Source organism: Methylocystis suflitae (genome assembly GCF_024448135.1).
GTDB lineage: Bacteria > Pseudomonadota > Alphaproteobacteria > Rhizobiales > Beijerinckiaceae > Methylocystis > Methylocystis suflitae.
The window spans coordinates 1-18,825 of sequence record NZ_JAMRYX010000232.1; the positions used below are offsets into that span (position 1 = coordinate 1).

Here is an 18,825-nt window from a genome sequence, read left to right on the forward strand (position 1 = left end):
TGGCCTCTACGGTAGCTGTATTCACATACATATCAGCAAAAAAAGGGCTGCTGAACACGGTCAACACAGAGTACCACAAGAAGGTCATTGAGAAACTCTATGCGCTTAGTGAGGAGTTAGGCGCTGAATGCGATCCTTTCCACGAAGGGCCTCTCTCGAATAGCGGGTCGATGGACGAGTTCTTAACGCGTCTCGCGGAGCAGGCTCGCGCGTCGAAGCACGAAATTTTGACAAGCAGGCCTGGAGAGCGCCAATTCGGCACGCCCGCAACGGCGTTAATGGCGCACCTACTTGCGCAAGCTAAGAAATTTGCCTCCGATCCGTTCGTGCCTGAGACCATTAGGACAACAGTAGTTTCTTACTTGGAGGGAAGACTGAGTGCGTTGACAGCTGCTCATGAAGAGATAGCAGAATTTTTCTTCAATCGTCTTGCTGACAGCCACGATTGGCCCGATCTCAAAAAGAGTGCGGATGGATTGCACAATATGTTGAACACCAAGCTCTACGAACTCGGCTTCGGTCAATCTCAAGTAGATGACAGTGCGAACGAAATCAGGCTTCAAATCCAGCAATATTTTTCCGAGTTCAATCCTCGATCTACGCGAAAAAATGGAGCCCAGTCCCTACGGCGGATCGAGCGAAGTGAACGGGGAGACGGAAAGTTCAAGCCAGGCGATAAAGTGCGCGTCGAGCGCTGAATTTGAGCTCGTCACTGGCACCTCCATAAAGGAGAGCGCTTCTCCAGAAACGCCGCCACGCCTTCCTTGGCGTCTTCCGCCAGCATGTTCTCGACCATCACGGCGCTCGCCAGCTCATAGGCGTCCGAAAGCGGTTTCTCGCTTTGCGCGTAGAAGGTCCTCTTGCCGAAGCGGATCGCCTGCGGGGATTTTTCGGCGATGAGTCGCGCCAGCGCCAGCGCGCCGGTCCTTGCGCCATCTGCTGACATGCGGTTGACGAGGCCGATGCGCAGCGCCTCCTCGGCGCCGATGGGAACACCCGTCAGCAGCATCTCCATCGCCTGCTTTGGCGCCACATTGCGCGAGAGCGCCACGGCTGGCGTCGAGCAGAAAAGACCGATGTTGACGCCCGGCGTGCAAAAGCGCGCGCGCGGACCCGCAACGGCGAGATCGCAACTCGCGACGAGCTGGCAGCCGGCGGCCGTAGCCATCTCATCGACAGCCGCGACGACCGGCTGGGGCAGGCTGACGATTTGCTGCATCAGCGCCGAGCAGGCGCGCATCGTCTTATCGAAGAAGGCGCGGCCTCGGTCGGGATCGTTGCGATGCGCCGTCAGCTCCTTGAGGTCATGCCCGGCGCAGAAGGCGGGACCTTCCGCCTGCAGCAGGACGACGCGAACGTCGTCGTGGCTCGCGAGCGCGTCGAGACGGCCCGACAGGGCGTCGATCATCGCGAGAGATAGAGCATTGCGCGAGGCGGGGCTGTTCAGCGTAAGGATCGCGACGCCAGCTGCGGTCTCCAGCGTCACGCGCGCGGATGTTTCGGCGTCCAGGGTCATCGCTTCGAGCATATAGTCCGGCGGCGGGAAACCAAAGGTCTCAAACCAAAGGTCTCAAACCAAAGTCCCTGCCGCCGTGCGCGATCTAGTAGAGGCCGCCGGTGCCGCTGCCGACCTGCTGATCTACGTCATGCGGCGTATCGAGCTGACGCGGGCCACCGCCGCCGGAATAGGAGTCGGGCGGCGCCGTCCCCGGCTTGAACGCTTCGAGGATCGTGCCTGCTCCCGACGAACGCAGCCCGGAATGCGCGTCGACGGAAATGAGCTTGATCCCCGGCGGCACGCGGAATGGCGTATCGGGCTTGTCCTTCAGAGCCACCGTCATGAAGTCGCGGAAGATCGGCGCGGCGAACTGCGCCGCCTGAGCGTGGCTGCCGAGCGAGCGCGGCCGATCGTAGCCAATGAAGACGCCGACCGCGAGGTCAGGAGAGAAGCCGACGAACCAGAGATCTTTGGCGTCGTTCGTCGTGCCGGTCTTGCCCGCAAGGTGCTTGCCAACCGATCTGATCGAGACGCCGGTGCCGCGTTGGATCACGCCTTCCATGATCGAGGTGATCTGATAGGCGGTCAACGGATCGAGCACCTGCTCGCGCTTGTCGATGAGCTTCGGTTCGAGCTGATTCTCCCATTTGGCGGAGTCGCAGCCGATGCATTGACGCTCGTCATGTCGGTAGACCGTCTTGCCCCAGCGATCCTGAATGCGGTCGATCAGCGTGGGCTTAATGCGCTTGCCGCCATTCGCCAGCATCGAATAGCCGGTGACCATGCGGAGCAGCGTCGTTTCGCCGGCGCCGAGCGCCATGGAGAGATAGGGCGTCATCTCGTCGTAGACGCCAAAGCGCTTGGCGTATTCGGCGATAAGCGGCATGCCGACGTCTTTCGCCAGACGCACCGTCATCATGTTCTTCGAATGCTCGATGCCATAGCGCAGCGGATGCGCGCCGGTGCCGTGGCCGCCTTCGAAATTCTCCGGCGTCCAATAGGTGCCGTCCGCCTGCTGGATGGAAATCGGCTCGTCGAGGATGGATGACGACGGCGTATAGCCATTGTCGAGCGCTGTCGCATAGACGAAGGGCTTGAACGAGGAGCCGGGCTGGCGCAACGCCTGAGTCGCGCGATTGAATGACGATTGGTCGAAGGAAAAGCCGCCGACCATGGAGAAGACGCGGCCCGTATGCGGGTCCATGGCGATCATCGCGCCGGAGATATCGGGGATTTGGCGCAGACGATATTGGCCGGCGCGTCCCGCGAGCGGCTCGACGTAGATCACGTCGCCCGTCGTCAAAGCGGTTCGCGGCGTGCGGCCGGTCCAGCGCATGCCTTCGGCCGTTAGAAGGCCAGTCTCGCGTTCGCGCGCCACTTCGCCGGATTTCTCGCGTCCCGGCTGAAGGCCGATGCGCGCGGCGTCGCCGGTCACATCGAGCACGACGGCGAGGCGCCACGGCTTGACGTCGCCAAGCGCGGGAATGGCTGCGAGCGTCACGCCCCAGTCGGAGGAGATGTCGATGTGGTTCATCGCGCCGCGAAAGCCATGCGCCTCGTCGAAGCGAACGAGGCCGTCGGCCAGCGCCTTTCGCGTCCAGGCCTGCATCTTCGGGTCGAGCGTCGTGCGAACCGAAAGGCCGCCCTCGTAGAGTTTCTTCTCGCTCTGTTGCTCGAGCAGCTGACGCCGCACTTCCTCGGCGAAATAGCCGGCGACATAGGTGTTGGGCGAGAGAACGCGCGGATTGACGCCGAGCGGCTCCGCCTTCGCCTTCGCGCCTTCTTCGGCCGTGACATAGTCGTCGGCGATCAATCGATCGATGACGTAGTTGCGGCGTTCGAGGGCGCGCTCGCGGTTTTGAAACGGATTGTAATTGCTCGGCGCCTTTGGAAGCGCCGCCAGATAGGCCGCCTCGGCGAGCGTGAGCTCATTGACCGATTTGTTGAAATAATTGAGCGCGGCGGCGGCGACGCCGTAGTTTCCAAGGCCGAGATAGATCTCGTTGAGATAAAGCTCGAGAATCTTGTCCTTGGGATAGGCGGCTTCGATACGGAAGGCGACGAGCGCTTCGCGAATCTTGCGTTCGATGGAGCGCTCGTTGCCGACGAGGAAGTTTTTGGCGACCTGCTGCGTGATGGTCGAGGCGCCTTGCACATGGCGGCCGCCCTGGGCGAGCACCGTGACGGCGCGCATCACGCCTTCCGGATCGACGCCGATGTGGTTGTAGAAGTTCTTGTCCTCGGCGGAGATGAACGCCTGCTTCACCAGCTGCGGAATGGCGGAACTCGGCAGGAACAGGCGGCGTTCATGCGAATATTCGGCGAGGATCGAGCCGTCGCTGGCGTGCAATCGCGTCGTCACTGGCGGCTCGTAGTCGCGCAGCTGGGCCGTGTCGGGCAGATCCTTGGAAAAATAATAGATCAGTCCGGACCCGGCGATCGCCCCGATAAGGAAGACGATCGTCGCGGTCGCGAAGACGAAGCCCAAAAACCTTGCGAGCATTCGCATGAAATCTCACCCTTAGAGCGGCCGGCGGCTGGCGTCGGCTATTGTTTCTAATGCCAAAGTCCGTTGCGCGACGGCGGGCGCCTGAGCCTGGCCGGCGCGCGAGAGCGACTCGTTCAGCTCAGATATAGTGAGCGATCGCATTTTTTGGGGTCATTTTCTCAACAACGCCCGTTTGGATCATTCCACCGTTCGGCGAATTCCCGGCGCCGGTTCCCGGCGCGTTTGACGGCGAACGCCGCTGGTCACGAAATTGCCGCGACGCGAGAAGCGTTTATCCGCGAGTATGTGACGCCGCGTCCGTGTTTCTCGTTCTTCGGCGGCTGCGACGCGCGGGCGATCGTGCGTCGCGACTGTCTCCATGTGCCGTGATTTTGTGTTTTATTGTGGGCGCGCCGCGCTCGAGGGCGCTTCGCCGGGGGCCCGCGCTTCACGGCTACGCGCGCTGATAAAGGCGTCAACAGCTTCGGCCGTTTTCTGCGCGGCGCGCTCGCGCCAGTCCTGGGACGTCAGCCGGGACAGATCCTTCTCGCTCGAGAGATACCCGAGTTCGAGCAGCACGGAAGGAACGTCAAAGGCTTTGAGCACAACGAAACCGGCCGAGCGGCTCGGATTTTTGTTGAGCGCCCCGACTTCCCTCCAAAATGAGATCAGCGAATGGGAAAATTGGCGACTGTAGGCGCGGGTCTCGCGCCGCGTGAGTTCGAACAATATGTCTCCAACCTCTTCGGCGTCCGCCTTGCTCTCAAGTCCGGCGGCCTGATCCGCGAGATTCTCTTTCTCCGCCATCTGCGCCGCTTCGGCGTCGGAGGCGCGCTCAGAGACGGTATATACGGTCGCGCCCTCGACGCGGGACGCGGCGAGCGTGTCGGCATGAACTGAGACAAACAGCGACGCGTTGTTTTCGCGGGCGATTCTCACCCGCTCGGCAAGCGGGAGAAACATGTCGTGGTCGCGGGTCAAAAGCACGCGGGCGCGGCCGGTTTCCTGGATTTTGTCCCGCAGCGCGCGGGCGAACTCGAGCACGACGTCCTTTTCCATTTCGCCGTGCTTGGCGGTCGCGCCCATGTCGACCCCGCCATGGCCGGGATCGATAACCACCATCGGCTTGTCCGTCGGCGCTTTGGCGGCCGTCGCCGTCTGTTTCGGCGGGTCAGCGGGCTGCAGGCGCGCCTGTTCGGCGACGGTTGCGGCGAAATGCCCGGCGCTGGTCGGGGCGAGCTCGATGATGAGCCGCGGTCCGCCGACGGCGACCTCGCTGTCCGCCTTGAGAATTTTGGCGGGCGTCGCGAGATCAATCACGACGCGCGAGCGCCCCGGCGCGAAGATGCCATAACGATATGATTTTATGAGCTTGTCGCCTGGCGACAGGCCCGCGTTCGGCTCCATCCGGAAGAGCACTTCGGGCAAATCGACGATGATGCGCGGCGGGTTCGCCACAGGATGCGCGGTCACTGGCGGCAGGCCGGTGAGATCGAAGAGGAGGCGGGAACGATCGGGGAGCGCCTCAATGCGGGCGGTCAGCGCAGAGATTTCCTTCAGCTGCTCCTCGGCCGCGGCGGGCCGTGCGAGCGCGCCCAGGGCCGTGAGGAGCGCAGCCGCCATGGCGATGAAGGGTGGCGGCGTCCCTGCGCGCAAAGCTGTCCTCCTCATGTTCCTCCCTAGATGCACGCGCCGTTTCGATCCGGCAATTGTCGATTTTGGAGGAGCGCCGTTAACGCATCGTTAGCTTATCTGAAAGCCGTCAGCTGCGGGACCTTTCTCCACGAATTTTTCGGTGAATAGCCGAGCCGGCGCTTGCGCCGGCCTACGTCGACCGATATGTAAGGAGGTAGCTGCGAATTCTGCGGCGCGATATTCTCCGCGAAATGCGGCCGTCAAGTCGAGCCAACAGAATTTCGGACAGTTGCTTTCCGTTACGCCGCCCCCGTGCAGGTCGTGACGTTTGGTCGCCGCCACCTGGCGGCGCGAAAGGTTTTTTGACGATCTCATGGCCAGGACCGTGATAGGCGCGAGAGCAGGCGATTCCTCCGTGTGGCGTGTCCGCGCGGCAGGGCGCAGCTTCGCTAAAAGCATAGGCTCCTGGCTTGTTCGTCATCTCACGGGGACGAGGCGCGATGCGCTTTGTCCCGCCAGCTCGCAAGCCGGCAAGCGTATCGCAGGCCTCAGGCCTGTCTCCCTTATCCTCACAAGAAGCGTTCGCGCCGTCAGGATGCGCCAAAGAGCGGTCGCCGAGTCCTCTCCGGGACTCAGGCTTGCCCCGTCGGCGTTATTGCGCGCCACGCCGCAGAAGAGTCCCCCATGGCTAACAAGATGCTCATCGACGCCTCCCACCCGGAGGAGACCCGCGTAGTCGTTCTACGTGGAAACCGCGTTCAGGAATTCGATTTCGAGGCTGCCGACAAAAAACCGCTACGCGGCAATATTTATCTTGCGAAGGTCACGCGGGTTGAGCCGTCCCTTCAGGCCGCCTTCGTCGACTATGGCGGAAACCGTCACGGGTTTCTGGCCTTCGCCGAAATCCACCCTGACTACTATCAAATCCCCGTCGCCGATCGACAGGCGCTGCTCGACGAAGAGAGCCGCGCCCATCAGCAGGCCGACGAGGAAGAGCGCGTTCCGCACGGTCGCGGGCGCCGTTCGCGCCGCCGCCAACACGAGAGCGCCGAAAAGCGTGTGAGCGCCGACGAGGCTGTGACGAGCGAGCCCCTCGAGGATTCGGGCGCTTCGCCGGTCGTCATTGAGGATCAGGCCGAAACCGCCTTCGCCGAATCGGCTGAGGAACGGTCTGAAGCCGCGCCGGAGTTCGCGTTCCAGGCTGGGGCGCAAGAACGTCTTGAAGCTCTGCCAGAAGCCGTCGAAACCCAAGCGCGTGGTCAAGACGTCGGGGCGCAGGAGCCTGACACAGGGAAGCCTGAATCCGCCGAGGGTCGGTCGGAGAGCACGGACATCGAGGCCGAGGCGGGCGACCAAGCGTTCGCTACGGCGCAGCATGAGCAGATTTCCATCGATCCCGCTGGCTTCGGTTCGGTCGAAACCGGCGAGGCCGAGGAGTTTGCCCTCCAGGCTGCAGAGCCTGACCACGAACTGAAGGCGCGCCGACAGGACGAGCGTGACGAGGCGCGTGAACGCGCCCACGAAGATTCGGAAGACGAAACGGCTGAGGTCAAGGCCCGCGTCGCCGCCCCGGTTGAGGAGCACGACGAGGAAGAGCATGACGACGAGGACGATCACGTCGAGCACATCGGCGGGGACGCGATGGACGAAGCGCCCTATCGCGCGCCGCGCGCCCGTCGCCAGTACAAGATTCAAGAGGTCATCAAGCGGCGCCAGGTGCTGCTCGTTCAGGTCGTCAAGGAAGAGCGCGGCAACAAGGGCGCCGCGCTCACGACTTATCTTTCGCTTGCGGGCCGTTATTCCGTGCTCATGCCCAATACCGCGCGGGGCGGGGGCATTTCGCGCAAGATCACTGACGGCGCGGACCGAAAGCGATTGAAGGAGATCGTGCATGATCTCGAGGTGCCGGAGGGGATGGGCGTCATCCTGCGAACGGCCGGCGCGACGCGGACCAAGCAGGAGGTCAAGCGCGATTTCGAATATCTGCTGCGGCTGTGGGAGAGCGTGCGCGAATTGACGCTGCGCTCTGCGGCGCCGACCCTCGTCTATGAGGAAGGCTCACTCATCAAGCGCGCCATTCGCGACCTTTATGGGCGTGACGTCGAGGAAGTCGTCGTTTCGGGCGAAGACGCCTATCGCGAGGCCAAAGACTTCATGCGCATGCTGATGCCGAGCCACGCGAAAAACGTGCGCCTGCATCGCGAGGCGTTTCCGATCTTCGCCGAGAGCGGCGTCGAGGCCCAGCTCGATGCGATGTTCTCCAACCACGTCACGCTGAAATCAGGCGGCTATCTGGTCATCAACCAGACCGAGGCGCTGGTCGCGATCGACGTGAACTCGGGACGTTCGACGCGCGAGCACAATATCGAGGACACGGCGCTTCGCACCAATCTCGAAGCCGCGGATGAAGTCGCACGGCAGTTGCGACTGCGCGATCTCGCTGGGCTGATCGTCGTCGACTTCATCGACATGGAGGAGAGCCGCAACAATCGCGCTGTTGAGCGACGCCTCAAGGACGCGCTCAAAAACGACCGCGCCCGCATTCAGGTTGGCCGCATCTCGCATTTCGGCCTGCTCGAAATGTCGCGTCAGCGCATCCGCGCCGGCGTCGTCGAGGGCTCGACGGTGCCCTGTCCGCACTGCGCCGGCGCCGGCCATGTGCGCTCCACAGCCTCCGTTGCGCTGCATGTGCTGCGCGTGCTGGAGGAGGCGCTGGTCAAGAGCGCCGCGCATGACGTGACTCTGCGCACCCGCGCGGTGGTGGCGCTCTACATTCTCAATCAGAAGCGCGCCCATCTGCAGGAGCTCGAACGCCGCTTCGGCGTCCATATCACGGTCGCCGCCGATGACACGCTCACCGGCGCGACATATCACGCGCTCGAGCGCGGAGAACTCGCGACCGGGCCGCGCGTTTCGCAGCGCGACGCGCCTTTGCGCGTCGATTCGGTGCTCGCCGAACCTCTTGAGGAAGAGGCGCCGGAAGCCTTGATCGCTGGCGAAATCGTCGAGGCGGATGAGGAAGCCGTCGAGTCGAACGGCGATCAGCGTGACGAGAACGGCGAACGATCGCGCTTGGGCGCGGATGAAGACGCGTCACGCGGCCGTCGTCGTCGTCGTCGCCGAGGCCGTGGCGGCGGCGCACAGGGCGGCGAACTCTTGGCGCCTGGCGCCGAGCAGCCGTCCGATGAAGGCCTTGCGCTCATGGCGGCGATTGAGGGCGCGCCGGCGCCCACTGAGGAACGGTCTGACCGCCGCGGCGGCCGACGCGGCGGCAACCGCAGTCCAGATCGCGGTCCTGGCCGTTGGCGGCGATCCGCCCCGTTGCCAGAGGAATTCAAAGACCCTTCCGCGGTCTTCGCGCTCGACGAGGGTGGTGAGGACGCTCAGGGGCTGATCTCTCCGCGTGGGGCGCAGACGCCGGAGTATCTGGAGAATTTGCCGGCGCCGCCGCCGGCCAACGGCGCCGAGATAGCGCCGCCCTCGCAAGAGCGCGCAAGCGAGCCGGTCGCCCCAATCGCTCCGCCTCAGGCGGCGCCGGCGCCCGAGCCCGCTCCCCGGCCGGCCGCCCCGCGCGAGCCCACGGAAGTGGTCATCACGCAAGCGGATCCCGACCGCCCCAAGAAGGGCGGCTGGTGGCAGCGCGTGCGCACGCCTTTCGGCAGTTAGGGTCGCAGCCAGCCTTCCAGGCGGGCGACGCCCTCGCGCACGTCCGCCTCCGGCCCGGCGTAAGAGAGCCGCAGCGTTTTTGCGCCCCGGCGCGGATCAAAATCGAGGCCGGGCGTCGTCGCGACGCCGGCTTCGTGCAACATCCGCCGACAGAACCCGATCGAATCGTCGGTGAAACGCGAGATGTCGGCGTAGATGTAAAAAGCGCCGTCGGGCGGCGCGAAATTGTCCAACCCCAATTTGGGAAGCCGGTCCAACAGAAGCGCCCGGTTTCGCGCATAGGCGGCGCGGTTCGCCTCCAATTCGTCGGCCGCGTCGAAAGCGGCGAGGGCCGCTCGCTGCGACAAGGTCGGGGCGCAGATCGCGAGCGACTGCTGCAAGCGCTCGAGCGGACGCATCAATTCGGCCGGAGCGACGAGCCAGCCGAGCCGCCAACCGGTCATCGCATAATATTTCGAGAAGGAATTGATGACGAGGGCGCGTTGCGAGAAGCGCAGCGCGGTCTCCGCGCGCATCTCATATTCGAGTCCGTGATAGATCTCGTCGGAGACGAGAACGATTTCGGCTTCGTCGCAGAAGGCGCATATTCGCGCCAATTCATCGCGCGCAATCATCGCGCCGGTCGGATTGGCGGGGCTCATGAAGAGCGCGCCGTGGAGCTTGCCGCTTCGATGCGCCGCTTCGAGCATCGCCGCAGTGGGCGCAAAGCGCGTCTCTTCGCCGATTTCGAGCAGGACTGGCTCCAAGCCGAGCGCGGAAAGGATGTTCGCATAGGCCGGATAGCCGGGCGCAGTAACCGCGATTCTCGCTCCCGGGTCGAACGCCGCGAGGAAGGCGAGCAGAAAGCCGCCGGATGAGCCTGTCGTGGCGATGACGCGGTCGGGCGTGATGTCGACGCCGTAGCGCTCGCCATAGTGACGCGCGATGCGGGCGCGCAGCGGCGCGTCGCCGAGCGCCTCTCCATAGCCGATCGAGCCGTGGCGCAACGACTCCGTGGCGGCCTCGCGCACGCGGCGCGGCGCGGCGACGCCGGGTTCGCCAAGCTCCAAATGAATGATGCTGCGGCCGGCGCGCTCCAAGGCTTTCGCGTCACGCAGCACGTCCATCGCCATGAAGGGCGCGATTTGGGAGCGACGGGATGGGGGTAGGGGTGCGTTCATACGAGCCTTCTATTGCCAATCTCCGTTAGGCGCACGCTCTCGCCGCGGCGCGCCATATTATCTTGAACGGCGCGCATCGCGCCGAGCCTTTCATGGAGCAGACATGGCCAGCAGCCAAGATTTCCGGCGCATCGCAATGTCTTTCAAGGGAACGCGCGAAGCGCCGCATTTCGACAGATCGGCATTTAAAGCCGCACGCATCTACGCCACTCTGGCGGCCGACGGACGAACGGCGAACGTGAAATTCGCGCCCGAAGAGCAGGCGTTCAAATCCATGATGGCGCCGCAGGCGTTTGCGCCTGTCCCCAACGCCTGGGGGCGGCAGGGATGGACGACGATTGTGCTCGAGGCGATCGACGTCTCCGAGCTGCGCGACGCGCTGGAAACGGCTTGGCGTCACGCCACAACGAAAAAGACGGCAAAGAAGCAGACAAAGAAGCAGAAATGTACGAATTAGGCGCCGCCGAGCTGATTCAGAGACTGTCGATTGCGCTGGCGATCGGGCTGCTCATTGGCTTGGAACGAGGCTGGACGTCACGCGACGAGTCGGAAGGCGAGCGCGCCGCCGGCCTGCGCACGCATGGGCTTGCCGGACTGCTCGGCGGCGTGTGGGGCGCAATCGTTCAGCCTTATGGCGCTTCCGGCGTGGTCGCTTTGGCGATCGCCTTCGCCTTCGTCGGCGCTTTGGTTGGGGTCTATCGCTACCGCGAAAACGTCCATGACGAGACTTTTGGCGCGACGACCGTCGTCGCGTCGTCGCTTGCCTTTTCGCTCGGCGCCTTCGCAGTGATCGGCGACATACAAGCGGCGGCCGCGGCGGCGGTGGCGACGACCGCAATCCTGGCGCTCAAGGCGTTTCTCCATGGCCTCGTCAAGCGCATCACCTGGGACGAGCTGCGCTCCGGGCTGGCGCTGCTCGCGATGAGCTTCATCTTGCTGCCGGTTCTGCCCAATCGCGCCATCGACCCGTGGCAAGCGGTGAACCCTTTCGAATTGTGGCTGATGACCGTTCTGATCGGCGTGATTTCCTTTGCGGGCTACATCGCCGTAAAGGTTATCGGCTACCGGCGCGGCGTCGCCATCGCCGGCATGGCGGGAGGGCTGGCGTCATCGACGGCCGCGACGGCGGCGATGTCGCGGCTGGCGTGGGAATATCCCTCGCAGATTGGCGCTTCGGCGGCGGGCGCCATCTTCGCCAATGCGGTGATGGCGCCGCGAATCATCGCAATCATCGCAGTTATCAATCCGACGCTCGCATGGCGCTTGGCGCCGCCGGTCGTTGCGGCCGGCGTGCTCTTCGCTCTCGCCGGAGTCTTTCTCCTGCGAAGAAGCGAGCGGCCAACGGAATCGCGCGGCTTTTCTGTCGGCAATCCGCTGGATTTGATGGCGGTGCTCAAATTCGGCGCGCTCCTCGCAAGCGTGATGATCCTCTCGCGACTCGCGACCCATTTCGCCGGAAACGCCGGCGCTTATGCGCTCGCCGCCATCTCCGGCGCCGTCGACGTTGACGCGATCGGATTGACCATGGCGCGGCTCGGCGCAACCGAGATCGGCATAAAGGCCGCGGCGGGAGCGGTGCTGCTGGCGCTGCTGTCGAATACGGCGTCGAAAGTCGTGATGGGCTGGGTTATCGGCGGCGCCGCAATGGGCTACAGACTCGCCGCGGCTTCCACTCTCGCCGTCGCAGGGGCGCTCGCGGCGTTGTGGCTGGCGGAATTCGCTCGCCTATAAACCGCGCTCATCGAGAGCGACCGATTTGACCAGGGCGAATACGTCCGCGCCGACGGTCAGCCGCAACTCGTCGAGCGCGAGGCGCGTGATCGCCGAGACAAGACGGTCGCCGCCAACGAGCGTCAGCGTGACGAAGGCGAGGGCGCTGTCGGTCGCATCGATCTTCTCGATGCGGCCCCGCAAAATCGTGCGCACGCTGGTGTCGCGGGGCTCGGACATCGCAAGCGCAACATCTGTCGCGCGCATGACGACGCGCGCTTCGCGCTGCGTCAGACGCGCAGCGATCAATATCTCGCCCGCCGGATGAGCAAGCCGCGTGACGCCGTAAGCGTCATCGACCGCGAGTACGCGCGCTTTGAGCGCGTTGACCACGCCGAATCGGCCGCCTTCGATAAGACGGCTCGCGCTCGGCAAGACGTCGAGCGGCGCGCCGCGCGCGACGACGCGACCGCGATCGAGCACGACGGCCTCGTCTGCGATGCGCGTGACTTCTTCCGGCGCATGGCTGACGTAGATGATCGGGATGTCGAGTTCGTCGCGCAGCCGTTCGAGATAGGGCAACACGTCCAGACGGCGCGCCACATCGAGCGACGCCAGCGGCTCATCCATGAGCAGCAGTTGTGGACGCGTCAGCAGGGCGCGGGCGATCGCCACTCTCTGCCGCTCGCCGCCGGAAAGCGTATCCGGCCAGCGCTCCGCGAGAGCGGCGATGTCGAGCATTTCGCAGAGCGCCTCGCGGCCCGCCTCGGCCGCCGTGACGCGCGCGCGCGTCATTCCATAGTCGAGATTGCCCTTGACGGTGAGATGGGAAAACAGGCTCGCGTCCTGAAACACCATGCCGAGCGCGCGGCGATGCGTCGGCACGAAGACGCCACGCGCCTCGTCTTGCCAGACGTCGCCGCCGATCTTGAGAAGCCCGTCGGGCGCGCGCGCCAGCCCCGCGATGCAGCGCAGGGCGGTGGTCTTGCCCGAGCCGGAAGGGCCAAAAAGCGCCGTCACGCCGCGTCCCGGCAACTCCAGGTCAATGTCGAGCGCGAAGCCGGGATAGGCGAGGCGGAAACGCGCGGCGATGGCGCCGTTAGCCATAGCGGCCGTTCCGTCGGCGCCCATAGAGCGCGAGGAGAACGCAGAAACTGAACAGCAGCATGCCCCCGGCGAGCCAATGTGCGCGCTCGTAGTTCATCGATTCGACCTGGTCATAGATCAGGACCGACACCACGCGCGTCTTGTCCGGAATGGCGCCGCCGATCATCAGAACGACGCCGAATTCACCGACCGTATGCGCAAAGCCAAGAATGGCCGCCGTGACGAGACCGGGTCTGGCGAGCGGCAGCGCCACCGTGAAGAAGGCGTCCAGCGGGCTGGCCCGCAATGTGGCGGCGGCCTCCAGCGGACGATCGCCCATCGCCTCGAAGGCGTTCTGAATCGGCTGCACGACGAAGGGCAGCGAGTAGAAGAGCGACGCGACGACAAGGCCGGCGAAGGTGAATGGCAAAGGCGCGACGCCGATAAACGCCGTGAGCCTGCCCAATGGCCCCTGCGGGCCCATTGCGAGCAGCAGATAGAAGCCCAGCACCGTCGGCGGCAGAACCAGGGGCAGCGCCACGACCGCCCCTAATGGCGCCTTGAGCCACGACTGCGTTCGCGCCAGCCACCACGCCAATGGCGCGCCGATCAGGAGCAGCAGAAAGGTGACGATCACCGCGAGCTTGAGCGTCAGCCAGATCGCGGCGAAATCTTCGGATGTCGGCATGCGAGACCTGCCGCCGAGCGGCGGCGGTAAGGTTAAGACAGGCGGAGGACTGTCAGCGTCCGCCTGTTCCATTTAGCGGATGGGCGGGCGAAACGGGCCTACCGCGCGGCCTGGCCGGGGGGCGCGAAGCCAAACTTTATCATGATCGCCTGCGACTGTCCGGTTTTGAGATAGTCGAGAAAGGCCTTCGCCAAAGGTTTGTCGGCGCCTTGGCGGGTCACGACATAGGCTTGTTCGAGTCGTGAATGCAGCGTCTCGGGGATCAGAGAATAGCCGCCTCTGTCCGCGACCTGCTTGCTCAAAGCGATCGAAAGGGCGGTCAGCGCGACGTCGGCGGCGCCGGTCTCGGCGTATTGCGTCGCCTGAGAGATGTTCTCGCCGAACACGAGCTTGTCCTTCACCTTGTCCCACAGGCCGGCGGCGCGCAGCACTTGTTCCGCGCATCTGCCGTAAGGCGCGTGCGCCGGATTTGCGATCGCGATCTTGCCGATCTTGGGATCCGCAAGATCCTCCAGGCGCATTTTTGTCGCGTCCCGCGTCGCGCTCCACAAAACGATCCTGCCAACCGCGTAGGGCGTGGGCTCGGTCGCCGCGAAGCCGTCCTTGCGCAGCGCGTGCGCATAGGCGATGTCGGCCGAAAAGAAAATGTCGAACGGCGCGCCCTCGCGGATCTGCGTCTGCAGCTTGCCGGAGGAGCCGTAAATCACATCGACCTTGTCGCCCTTATGGGCGGCTTGAAAGTTGGCGACGATTTCCTGCAACGCGAATTTGAGATCGGACGCCGCCGCGAGGGTGATTTCGCTGGCTACCGCCGCGCGGAGCGGCGCGAGCGTTAAAACGATCAGGCAGCAGAAAGCGAGAAATTCACGCAGTCGGCGCATCTACGCAGCTCCCGAGGTTTGATGGCTCGAGAGCACGCCTGTTGCGATGCGCCGGCCGCTGGGCCCAATTGCAAGAATCGTTCACACGGCCGCAGCGATCCACCGCGACAATTCGCCCTTGGGCGCGGCGCCGACCTTTTGCGCGGCGGCCTTGCCGTCCTTGAACAAAATCAGCGTCGGAATCGATCGGATTCCGAGCTTGCTCGCCACGGCGGGGTTTTCGTCGATGTTGAGCTTGACGACCTTGATCTTGCCCTTCATCTCCGCGGCGATCTCCTCGAGCGCCGGCGCGATCATGCGGCAGGGACCGCACCATTCCGCCCAAAAATCGACGACAACCGGCTCGGCGGATTTGAGCACCTCCTGTTCGAAAGTGGCGTCAGTGATTTTCTGCGTGGACATGGCCGGCCTTTCATTGGCTTTCGCTAGACGTGCGCGGAACGTAAGAAGCGCGTCATCGACCGTCAAGGCGATGTCCCAGGCAGCGCCAGTTCAGACCGATCGGAATTATTCTTCGACGCTTAGCGATTCATTAAGCGCATTGGTCGCGCGTCGACAAAAACACAAAGAGCGGGAATGGCGTCCCGCCGCTCCCCGCTCTTTGGCACCCCGTCCTTAACCGAACTGAAACGCCAAGCTCCGAAGTCTTAAGTCGCTCCGATAGCCTTTCGCGCCGGCTCATCTTGCGAGCCTCGGCGAACTGCGTTCTGTTCGGCGTCCTCCCCGACTTGGACCGTAGCTGGGCTTAATTCCTGCGACGCATTCGACGCTTAGGCTTTTACCCCAACCAACCTGGCGAGCGAACACTAGGACAAAACGGACGGACTGTCACTTCAAAAATGTGCAGTCTGACGAATTTTGTGATCGGGCGCCGCTGAATTAGGCTGATCGCGCGGACCCCGACGCAAATGGCGCAACGCCATCACGCCGGCGCCGGGACGCTGGCGCTGTTGCGCCCGCGTCACAGGGGAATGTTGTCGTGCTTCTTCCAGGGATTTTCCAATTCCTTGTGGCGAAGCAGCGCAAGCGCGCGAGCGATTCGCTTGCGGGTCGAACGCGGCGTAATCACTTCGTCGATATAACCACGCTCTGCGGCGACGAATGGCGACAAAAAGCGATCTTCATACTCCTTGGTGCGCTGAGCGATCTTCTCCGGATCGCCGAGATCGGCGCGGAAGATGATTTCGACCGCGCCCTTTGCGCCCATGACGGCGATCTGCGCCGACGGCCAGGCGTAGTTGACGTCGCCGCGAAGGTGTTTTGACGCCATAACGTCATAGGCGCCGCCGAACGCCTTTCGCGTGATGATGGTCACCTTCGGCACCGTCGCTTCGGCGTATGCGAACAGCAGCTTCGCGCCATGCTTGATCAGGCCGCCGTATTCTTGCGCCGTCCCAGGCAGGAAACCCGGCACGTCGACAAAGGTGACGATCGGAATGTTGAAGCAGTCGCAAAAACGCACGAAACGCGCGGCCTTCTTGGAGGCGTCGATATCGAGCACGCCGGCGAGCACGAGAGGCTGATTGGCGACGAAACCGACCGTGCGCCCTTCGATGCGGCCAAAGCCGATCACGATATTGCGAGCGTGCGCATCTTGTATCTCGAAGAAGTCGGCCTCGTCGACGATCTTATGGATGAGTTCCTTGATGTCGTAAGGCTTGTTCGGATTATCCGGAACAATCGTGTCGAGCGATTCGTCGATCCGGTCCACCTCGTCGAAAGCAGGCCATTCCGGCGGCTCTTCCTGGTTGGAGGAGGGCAGGAAATCAATCAGCCTGCGCATCTGCAGGAGCGCTTCGACGTCGTTGTCGTATGCGCGATCGGCGATCGAGCTTTTGGTCGTATGCACCGAAGCGCCGCCGAGCTCTTCCGCCGTGACCGTCTCATTTGTCACCGTCTTCACGACATCGGGCCCGGTCACGAACATATAGCTCGTATCGCGCACCATGAAGATGAAGTCCGTCATCGCCGGCGAGTAGACGTCGCCGCCGGCGCAGGGGCCCATGATCACCGAGATTTGCGGAATGACGCCAGAGGCCATGACATTGCGCTGGAAGACTTCGCCATAGCCGCCGAGCGCCGCGACGCCTTCCTGAATGCGCGCGCCGCCGGCGTCGAACAGGCCGATGATGGGGGCGCGATTTTTCAGCGCCATGTCCTGCAGCTTGGTGATCTTTTGCGCGTGAGTCTCGGAAAGCGAGCCGCCGAAGACGGTGAAGTCCTTGGCGAAGACGAAGACGGCGCGGCCGTTGACCGTCCCCCAACCGGTGACGACGCCGTCGCCCGAGATTTTCTCGCCCTGATCCATGCCGAAATCGGTGCAGCGGTGGGCGACGAACATGTCGAATTCTTCGAACGAGCCGTGATCGAGCAGTAGTTCGATTCGTTCGCGCGCCGTGAGCTTGCCGCGGGCGTGCTGCGCTTCGATCCGCTTTTGGCCGCCGCCAAGTCGGGCGGACGCGCGCCGCCGTTCAAGCCCGTCGAGAATATGTTTCATGTGCTGCCCTGGTTGCTGATATGCGTAATCCGACGCGTCTAGAGCTTGCGCGACCCAAGCCGCCAACGGGCAATGTCGGCGCCGGTCAGCATGTAAAGCTTATCGGGCGACGTCTGCTCGGCAAGCTTCACGAGTTCGGTGCTCACGCCCATCATCGCCGCGTAGCGGGAAAGCGTTTGGAGCATGCCGCCATCGTCATAATTGCGCTCGCGCACGAGTCCGCCCTCAGTGATGTCGAAACTCGTCGAATAATTGAACATGCGGTGGATGCCGACGCTACTTTGCGGCGGGATTACGCGCTTCCTGCCGCCCATCAACGCGTAGACACACGCCGAATAGCAGCGGCCCGATACGAGCGCCATTGTACGAGATTGATCCGCCGCGGGGCGGGCGACGATCACCGCCATCCCGAGCTTGCGGAAGGCCTGGCCGAGCTCCATCGACCCGACGACCTTCCCGCCAGGCGAGTCGAGCAGCACAATTCCATGCAGTTTGCCGCCGCGAGCATTTTCGCGCACGAACGCGATGAAGGCTTCGGGCGTCTCTAAGGAGATTTCGCCCTGCGCCGCGATCACTTGTGGGCAATTTGCGCCGCAGCCGTCGGAATTCACGCTGACGACGCGAAAGCTCATGTCTTCGGCTTGCGCGCAAATGGGGGCGAATGCGGCGACGCAGAGCGCAAAGAGGACGGTCTTGATCAATCTCATCCGGGCGGCCTTCCTAATCCCAACAAGCTAAAGCGAATTCCTGGGCTTTGGAACACCAATTCCCGCAGCGAGCCCGCGCCGCCTCGAGGGCGCCAATGGTGGGCGGTGACGGTCTCGAACCGCCGACCCTCTCGGTGTAAACGAGATGCTCTACCAACTGAGCTAACCGCCCCGACACGATGCGCGCCCGCCGGGTTTTAAGGGCGGGTGCGGCGCGAGGCAAGCCGGCTCAAAACTACGGCCGCCGGGGCTCCGACGGCCGTCGTGCGTAGTATCGAAAAACGCCTGCGACGCCAGCGCCTCGCCGCGCCCAGCTACTTGGCTTTGTTGAGCGCGGTCTTCAGCGTCGCGCCGGGCTTGAAGCGGGCGCTCTTGGAGGCGGCGATCTTGATTTCTTCGCCCGTCGCCGGGTTGCGTCCTTTGCCGGCGGCGCGCTTCTTGACCGAAAAGGTGCCGAAGCCGACGAGGCGAACTTCGTCGCCCTTCTTGAGGGCCTTCGTGATGCCGTCGATGACGGCGTCGATGGCGGCGGCCGCCGCCGCTTTCGAGCTGTCCGTCTCGCTCGCGACGTGCTCGACGAGTTCCAGTTTGTTCATGGCTTTTTCCTTCTCCTTCACTGCGAGCCGCCCGGCGTAAGAATGCGCGACCTCGAATCGGCGTTGCGCAGCGATGGCGAGTGTTGGTCGCGAATCGCAGGAAAAGCAAGGGTTAGCGGCCGCCAAAGGCGCAGAACCGCTGGTTTTCCGGGGGAAATGGCGGCTCGACCGCGAAATGTTCATGCAATCTGGGGGCTGCAGGCGCATCCCAGC

At 63.7% G+C, this 18,825-nt stretch carries 15 protein-coding genes and 1 tRNA gene; 4 read left to right on the forward strand and 12 right to left on the reverse strand.

What is annotated here, in order from left to right; genetic code table 11:
• Positions 1-698, forward strand: a 698-nt coding sequence (locus NEI07_RS17780; RefSeq protein ID WP_256036434.1) for a hypothetical protein, incomplete at its 5' end; no start/stop codon positions are given.
• An 11-nt stretch (positions 699-709) separates the two neighbouring features.
• Here the strand turns inward: NEI07_RS17780 and NEI07_RS17785 are convergent.
• From NEI07_RS17785 to NEI07_RS17795, 3 genes are all read right to left on the reverse strand, one after another.
• On the reverse strand, positions 710-1,516 hold the full coding sequence (locus tag NEI07_RS17785; protein ID WP_256036465.1) for an enoyl-CoA hydratase: 807 nt from the start codon (positions 1,514-1,516) through the stop codon (positions 710-712).
• Between the two features lie 85 nt (positions 1,517-1,601).
• Complete coding sequence (locus NEI07_RS17790; protein ID WP_256036437.1) at positions 1,602-4,007, reverse strand: penicillin-binding protein 1A; 2,406 nt, start codon at positions 4,005-4,007, stop codon at positions 1,602-1,604.
• Positions 4,008-4,385: 378 nt separating this feature from the next.
• Positions 4,386-5,657: an N-acetylmuramoyl-L-alanine amidase gene (locus NEI07_RS17795; protein WP_256036439.1), complete on the reverse strand. Its 1,272-nt coding sequence runs from the start codon at positions 5,655-5,657 to the stop codon at positions 4,386-4,388.
• Positions 5,658-6,305: 648 nt separating this feature from the next.
• Between NEI07_RS17795 and NEI07_RS17800 the strand changes: the two genes are divergently transcribed.
• Positions 6,306-9,287, forward strand: a complete 2,982-nt coding sequence (locus NEI07_RS17800) for an Rne/Rng family ribonuclease (RefSeq protein WP_256036442.1) — start codon at positions 6,306-6,308, stop codon at positions 9,285-9,287.
• Here NEI07_RS17800 and NEI07_RS17805 read toward each other — a convergent pair.
• Positions 9,284-10,447, reverse strand: coding sequence for an aminotransferase class I/II-fold pyridoxal phosphate-dependent enzyme (locus NEI07_RS17805; protein ID WP_256036444.1), 1,164 nt, complete (start codon positions 10,445-10,447; stop codon positions 9,284-9,286). The genes NEI07_RS17800 and NEI07_RS17805 overlap by 4 nt on opposite strands.
• Before the next feature lie 103 nt (positions 10,448-10,550).
• On the opposite strand from NEI07_RS17805, the gene NEI07_RS17810 reads away from it, so the two are divergent.
• Together NEI07_RS17810 and NEI07_RS17815 are read left to right on the forward strand one after the other, a co-directional pair.
• Complete coding sequence (locus tag NEI07_RS17810) at positions 10,551-10,904, forward strand: MmcQ/YjbR family DNA-binding protein (protein WP_256036446.1); 354 nt, start codon at positions 10,551-10,553, stop codon at positions 10,902-10,904.
• Positions 10,892-12,178 carry an MgtC/SapB family protein gene (locus tag NEI07_RS17815; protein WP_256036449.1) on the forward strand — a complete coding sequence of 429 codons (1,287 nt, stop codon included), beginning with the start codon at positions 10,892-10,894 and terminating at the stop codon, positions 12,176-12,178. Before NEI07_RS17810 ends, NEI07_RS17815 begins: the two co-directional genes overlap by 13 nt.
• On the opposite strand, the gene modC is transcribed toward NEI07_RS17815, so the two are convergent.
• From modC to NEI07_RS17855, 8 genes are all read right to left on the reverse strand, one after another.
• A complete protein-coding gene (modC, locus tag NEI07_RS17820; RefSeq protein ID WP_256036452.1) occupies positions 12,173-13,264 on the reverse strand; it encodes a molybdenum ABC transporter ATP-binding protein in 1,092 nt (363 codons plus the stop codon). The genes NEI07_RS17815 and modC overlap by 6 nt on opposite strands.
• On the reverse strand, positions 13,257-13,931 hold the full coding sequence (gene modB / locus NEI07_RS17825) for a molybdate ABC transporter permease subunit (RefSeq protein WP_256036455.1): 675 nt from the start codon (positions 13,929-13,931) through the stop codon (positions 13,257-13,259). The genes modC and modB overlap by 8 nt, the downstream gene beginning before the upstream one ends.
• Positions 13,932-14,029: 98 nt before the next feature.
• Positions 14,030-14,812 carry a molybdate ABC transporter substrate-binding protein gene (modA, locus tag NEI07_RS17830; protein ID WP_256036457.1) on the reverse strand — a complete coding sequence of 261 codons (783 nt, stop codon included), beginning with the start codon at positions 14,810-14,812 and terminating at the stop codon, positions 14,030-14,032.
• A gap of 81 nt (positions 14,813-14,893) precedes the next feature.
• Positions 14,894-15,214 (reverse strand): thioredoxin, encoded by a 321-nt coding sequence (gene trxA, locus NEI07_RS17835; RefSeq protein WP_175092661.1) that lies wholly within the window; start codon positions 15,212-15,214, stop codon positions 14,894-14,896.
• 559 nt (positions 15,215-15,773) lie between these two features.
• Positions 15,774-17,309 carry an acyl-CoA carboxylase subunit beta gene (locus tag NEI07_RS17840; RefSeq protein WP_256036458.1) on the reverse strand — a complete coding sequence of 512 codons (1,536 nt, stop codon included), beginning with the start codon at positions 17,307-17,309 and terminating at the stop codon, positions 15,774-15,776.
• 38 nt (positions 17,310-17,347) lie between these two features.
• Positions 17,348-18,016 (reverse strand): COG3904 family protein, encoded by a 669-nt coding sequence (locus tag NEI07_RS17845; protein ID WP_256036461.1) that lies wholly within the window; start codon positions 18,014-18,016, stop codon positions 17,348-17,350.
• Positions 18,017-18,112: 96 nt separating this feature from the next.
• Positions 18,113-18,188 (reverse strand) — tRNA-Val (locus NEI07_RS17850).
• A 142-nt stretch (positions 18,189-18,330) separates the two neighbouring features.
• Positions 18,331-18,612: an HU family DNA-binding protein gene (locus tag NEI07_RS17855; RefSeq protein ID WP_041927143.1), complete on the reverse strand. Its 282-nt coding sequence runs from the start codon at positions 18,610-18,612 to the stop codon at positions 18,331-18,333.
• Between the last annotated feature and the right edge of the window lie 213 nt (positions 18,613-18,825).

Bases quoted from the DNA above. Each gene is read 5' to 3' on its own strand.
- NEI07_RS17805 (WP_256036444.1), bottom strand. From the start codon at position 10,447: ATGAACGCACCCCTACCCCCATCCCGTCGCTCCCAAATCGCGCCCTTC.
- NEI07_RS17815 (WP_256036449.1), top strand. From the start codon at position 10,892: ATGTACGAATTAGGCGCCGCCGAGCTGATTCAGAGACTGTCGATTGCG.
- NEI07_RS17810 (WP_256036446.1), top strand. From the start codon at position 10,551: ATGGCCAGCAGCCAAGATTTCCGGCGCATCGCAATGTCTTTCAAGGGA.
- NEI07_RS17790 (WP_256036437.1), bottom strand. From the start codon at position 4,007: ATGCGAATGCTCGCAAGGTTTTTGGGCTTCGTCTTCGCGACCGCGACG.
- NEI07_RS17840 (WP_256036458.1), bottom strand. From the start codon at position 17,309: ATGAAACATATTCTCGACGGGCTTGAACGGCGGCGCGCGTCCGCCCGA.
- NEI07_RS17795 (WP_256036439.1), bottom strand. From the start codon at position 5,657: ATGAGGAGGACAGCTTTGCGCGCAGGGACGCCGCCACCCTTCATCGCC.
- NEI07_RS17845 (WP_256036461.1), bottom strand. From the start codon at position 18,016: ATGAGATTGATCAAGACCGTCCTCTTTGCGCTCTGCGTCGCCGCATTC.
- NEI07_RS17785 (WP_256036465.1), bottom strand. From the start codon at position 1,516: ATGACCCTGGACGCCGAAACATCCGCGCGCGTGACGCTGGAGACCGCA.
- modC (WP_256036452.1), bottom strand. From the start codon at position 13,264: ATGGCTAACGGCGCCATCGCCGCGCGTTTCCGCCTCGCCTATCCCGGC.
- modA (WP_256036457.1), bottom strand. From the start codon at position 14,812: ATGCGCCGACTGCGTGAATTTCTCGCTTTCTGCTGCCTGATCGTTTTA.
- trxA (WP_175092661.1), bottom strand. From the start codon at position 15,214: ATGTCCACGCAGAAAATCACTGACGCCACTTTCGAACAGGAGGTGCTC.
- NEI07_RS17855 (WP_041927143.1), bottom strand. From the start codon at position 18,612: ATGAACAAACTGGAACTCGTCGAGCACGTCGCGAGCGAGACGGACAGC.
- modB (WP_256036455.1), bottom strand. From the start codon at position 13,931: ATGCCGACATCCGAAGATTTCGCCGCGATCTGGCTGACGCTCAAGCTC.
- NEI07_RS17800 (WP_256036442.1), top strand. From the start codon at position 6,306: ATGGCTAACAAGATGCTCATCGACGCCTCCCACCCGGAGGAGACCCGC.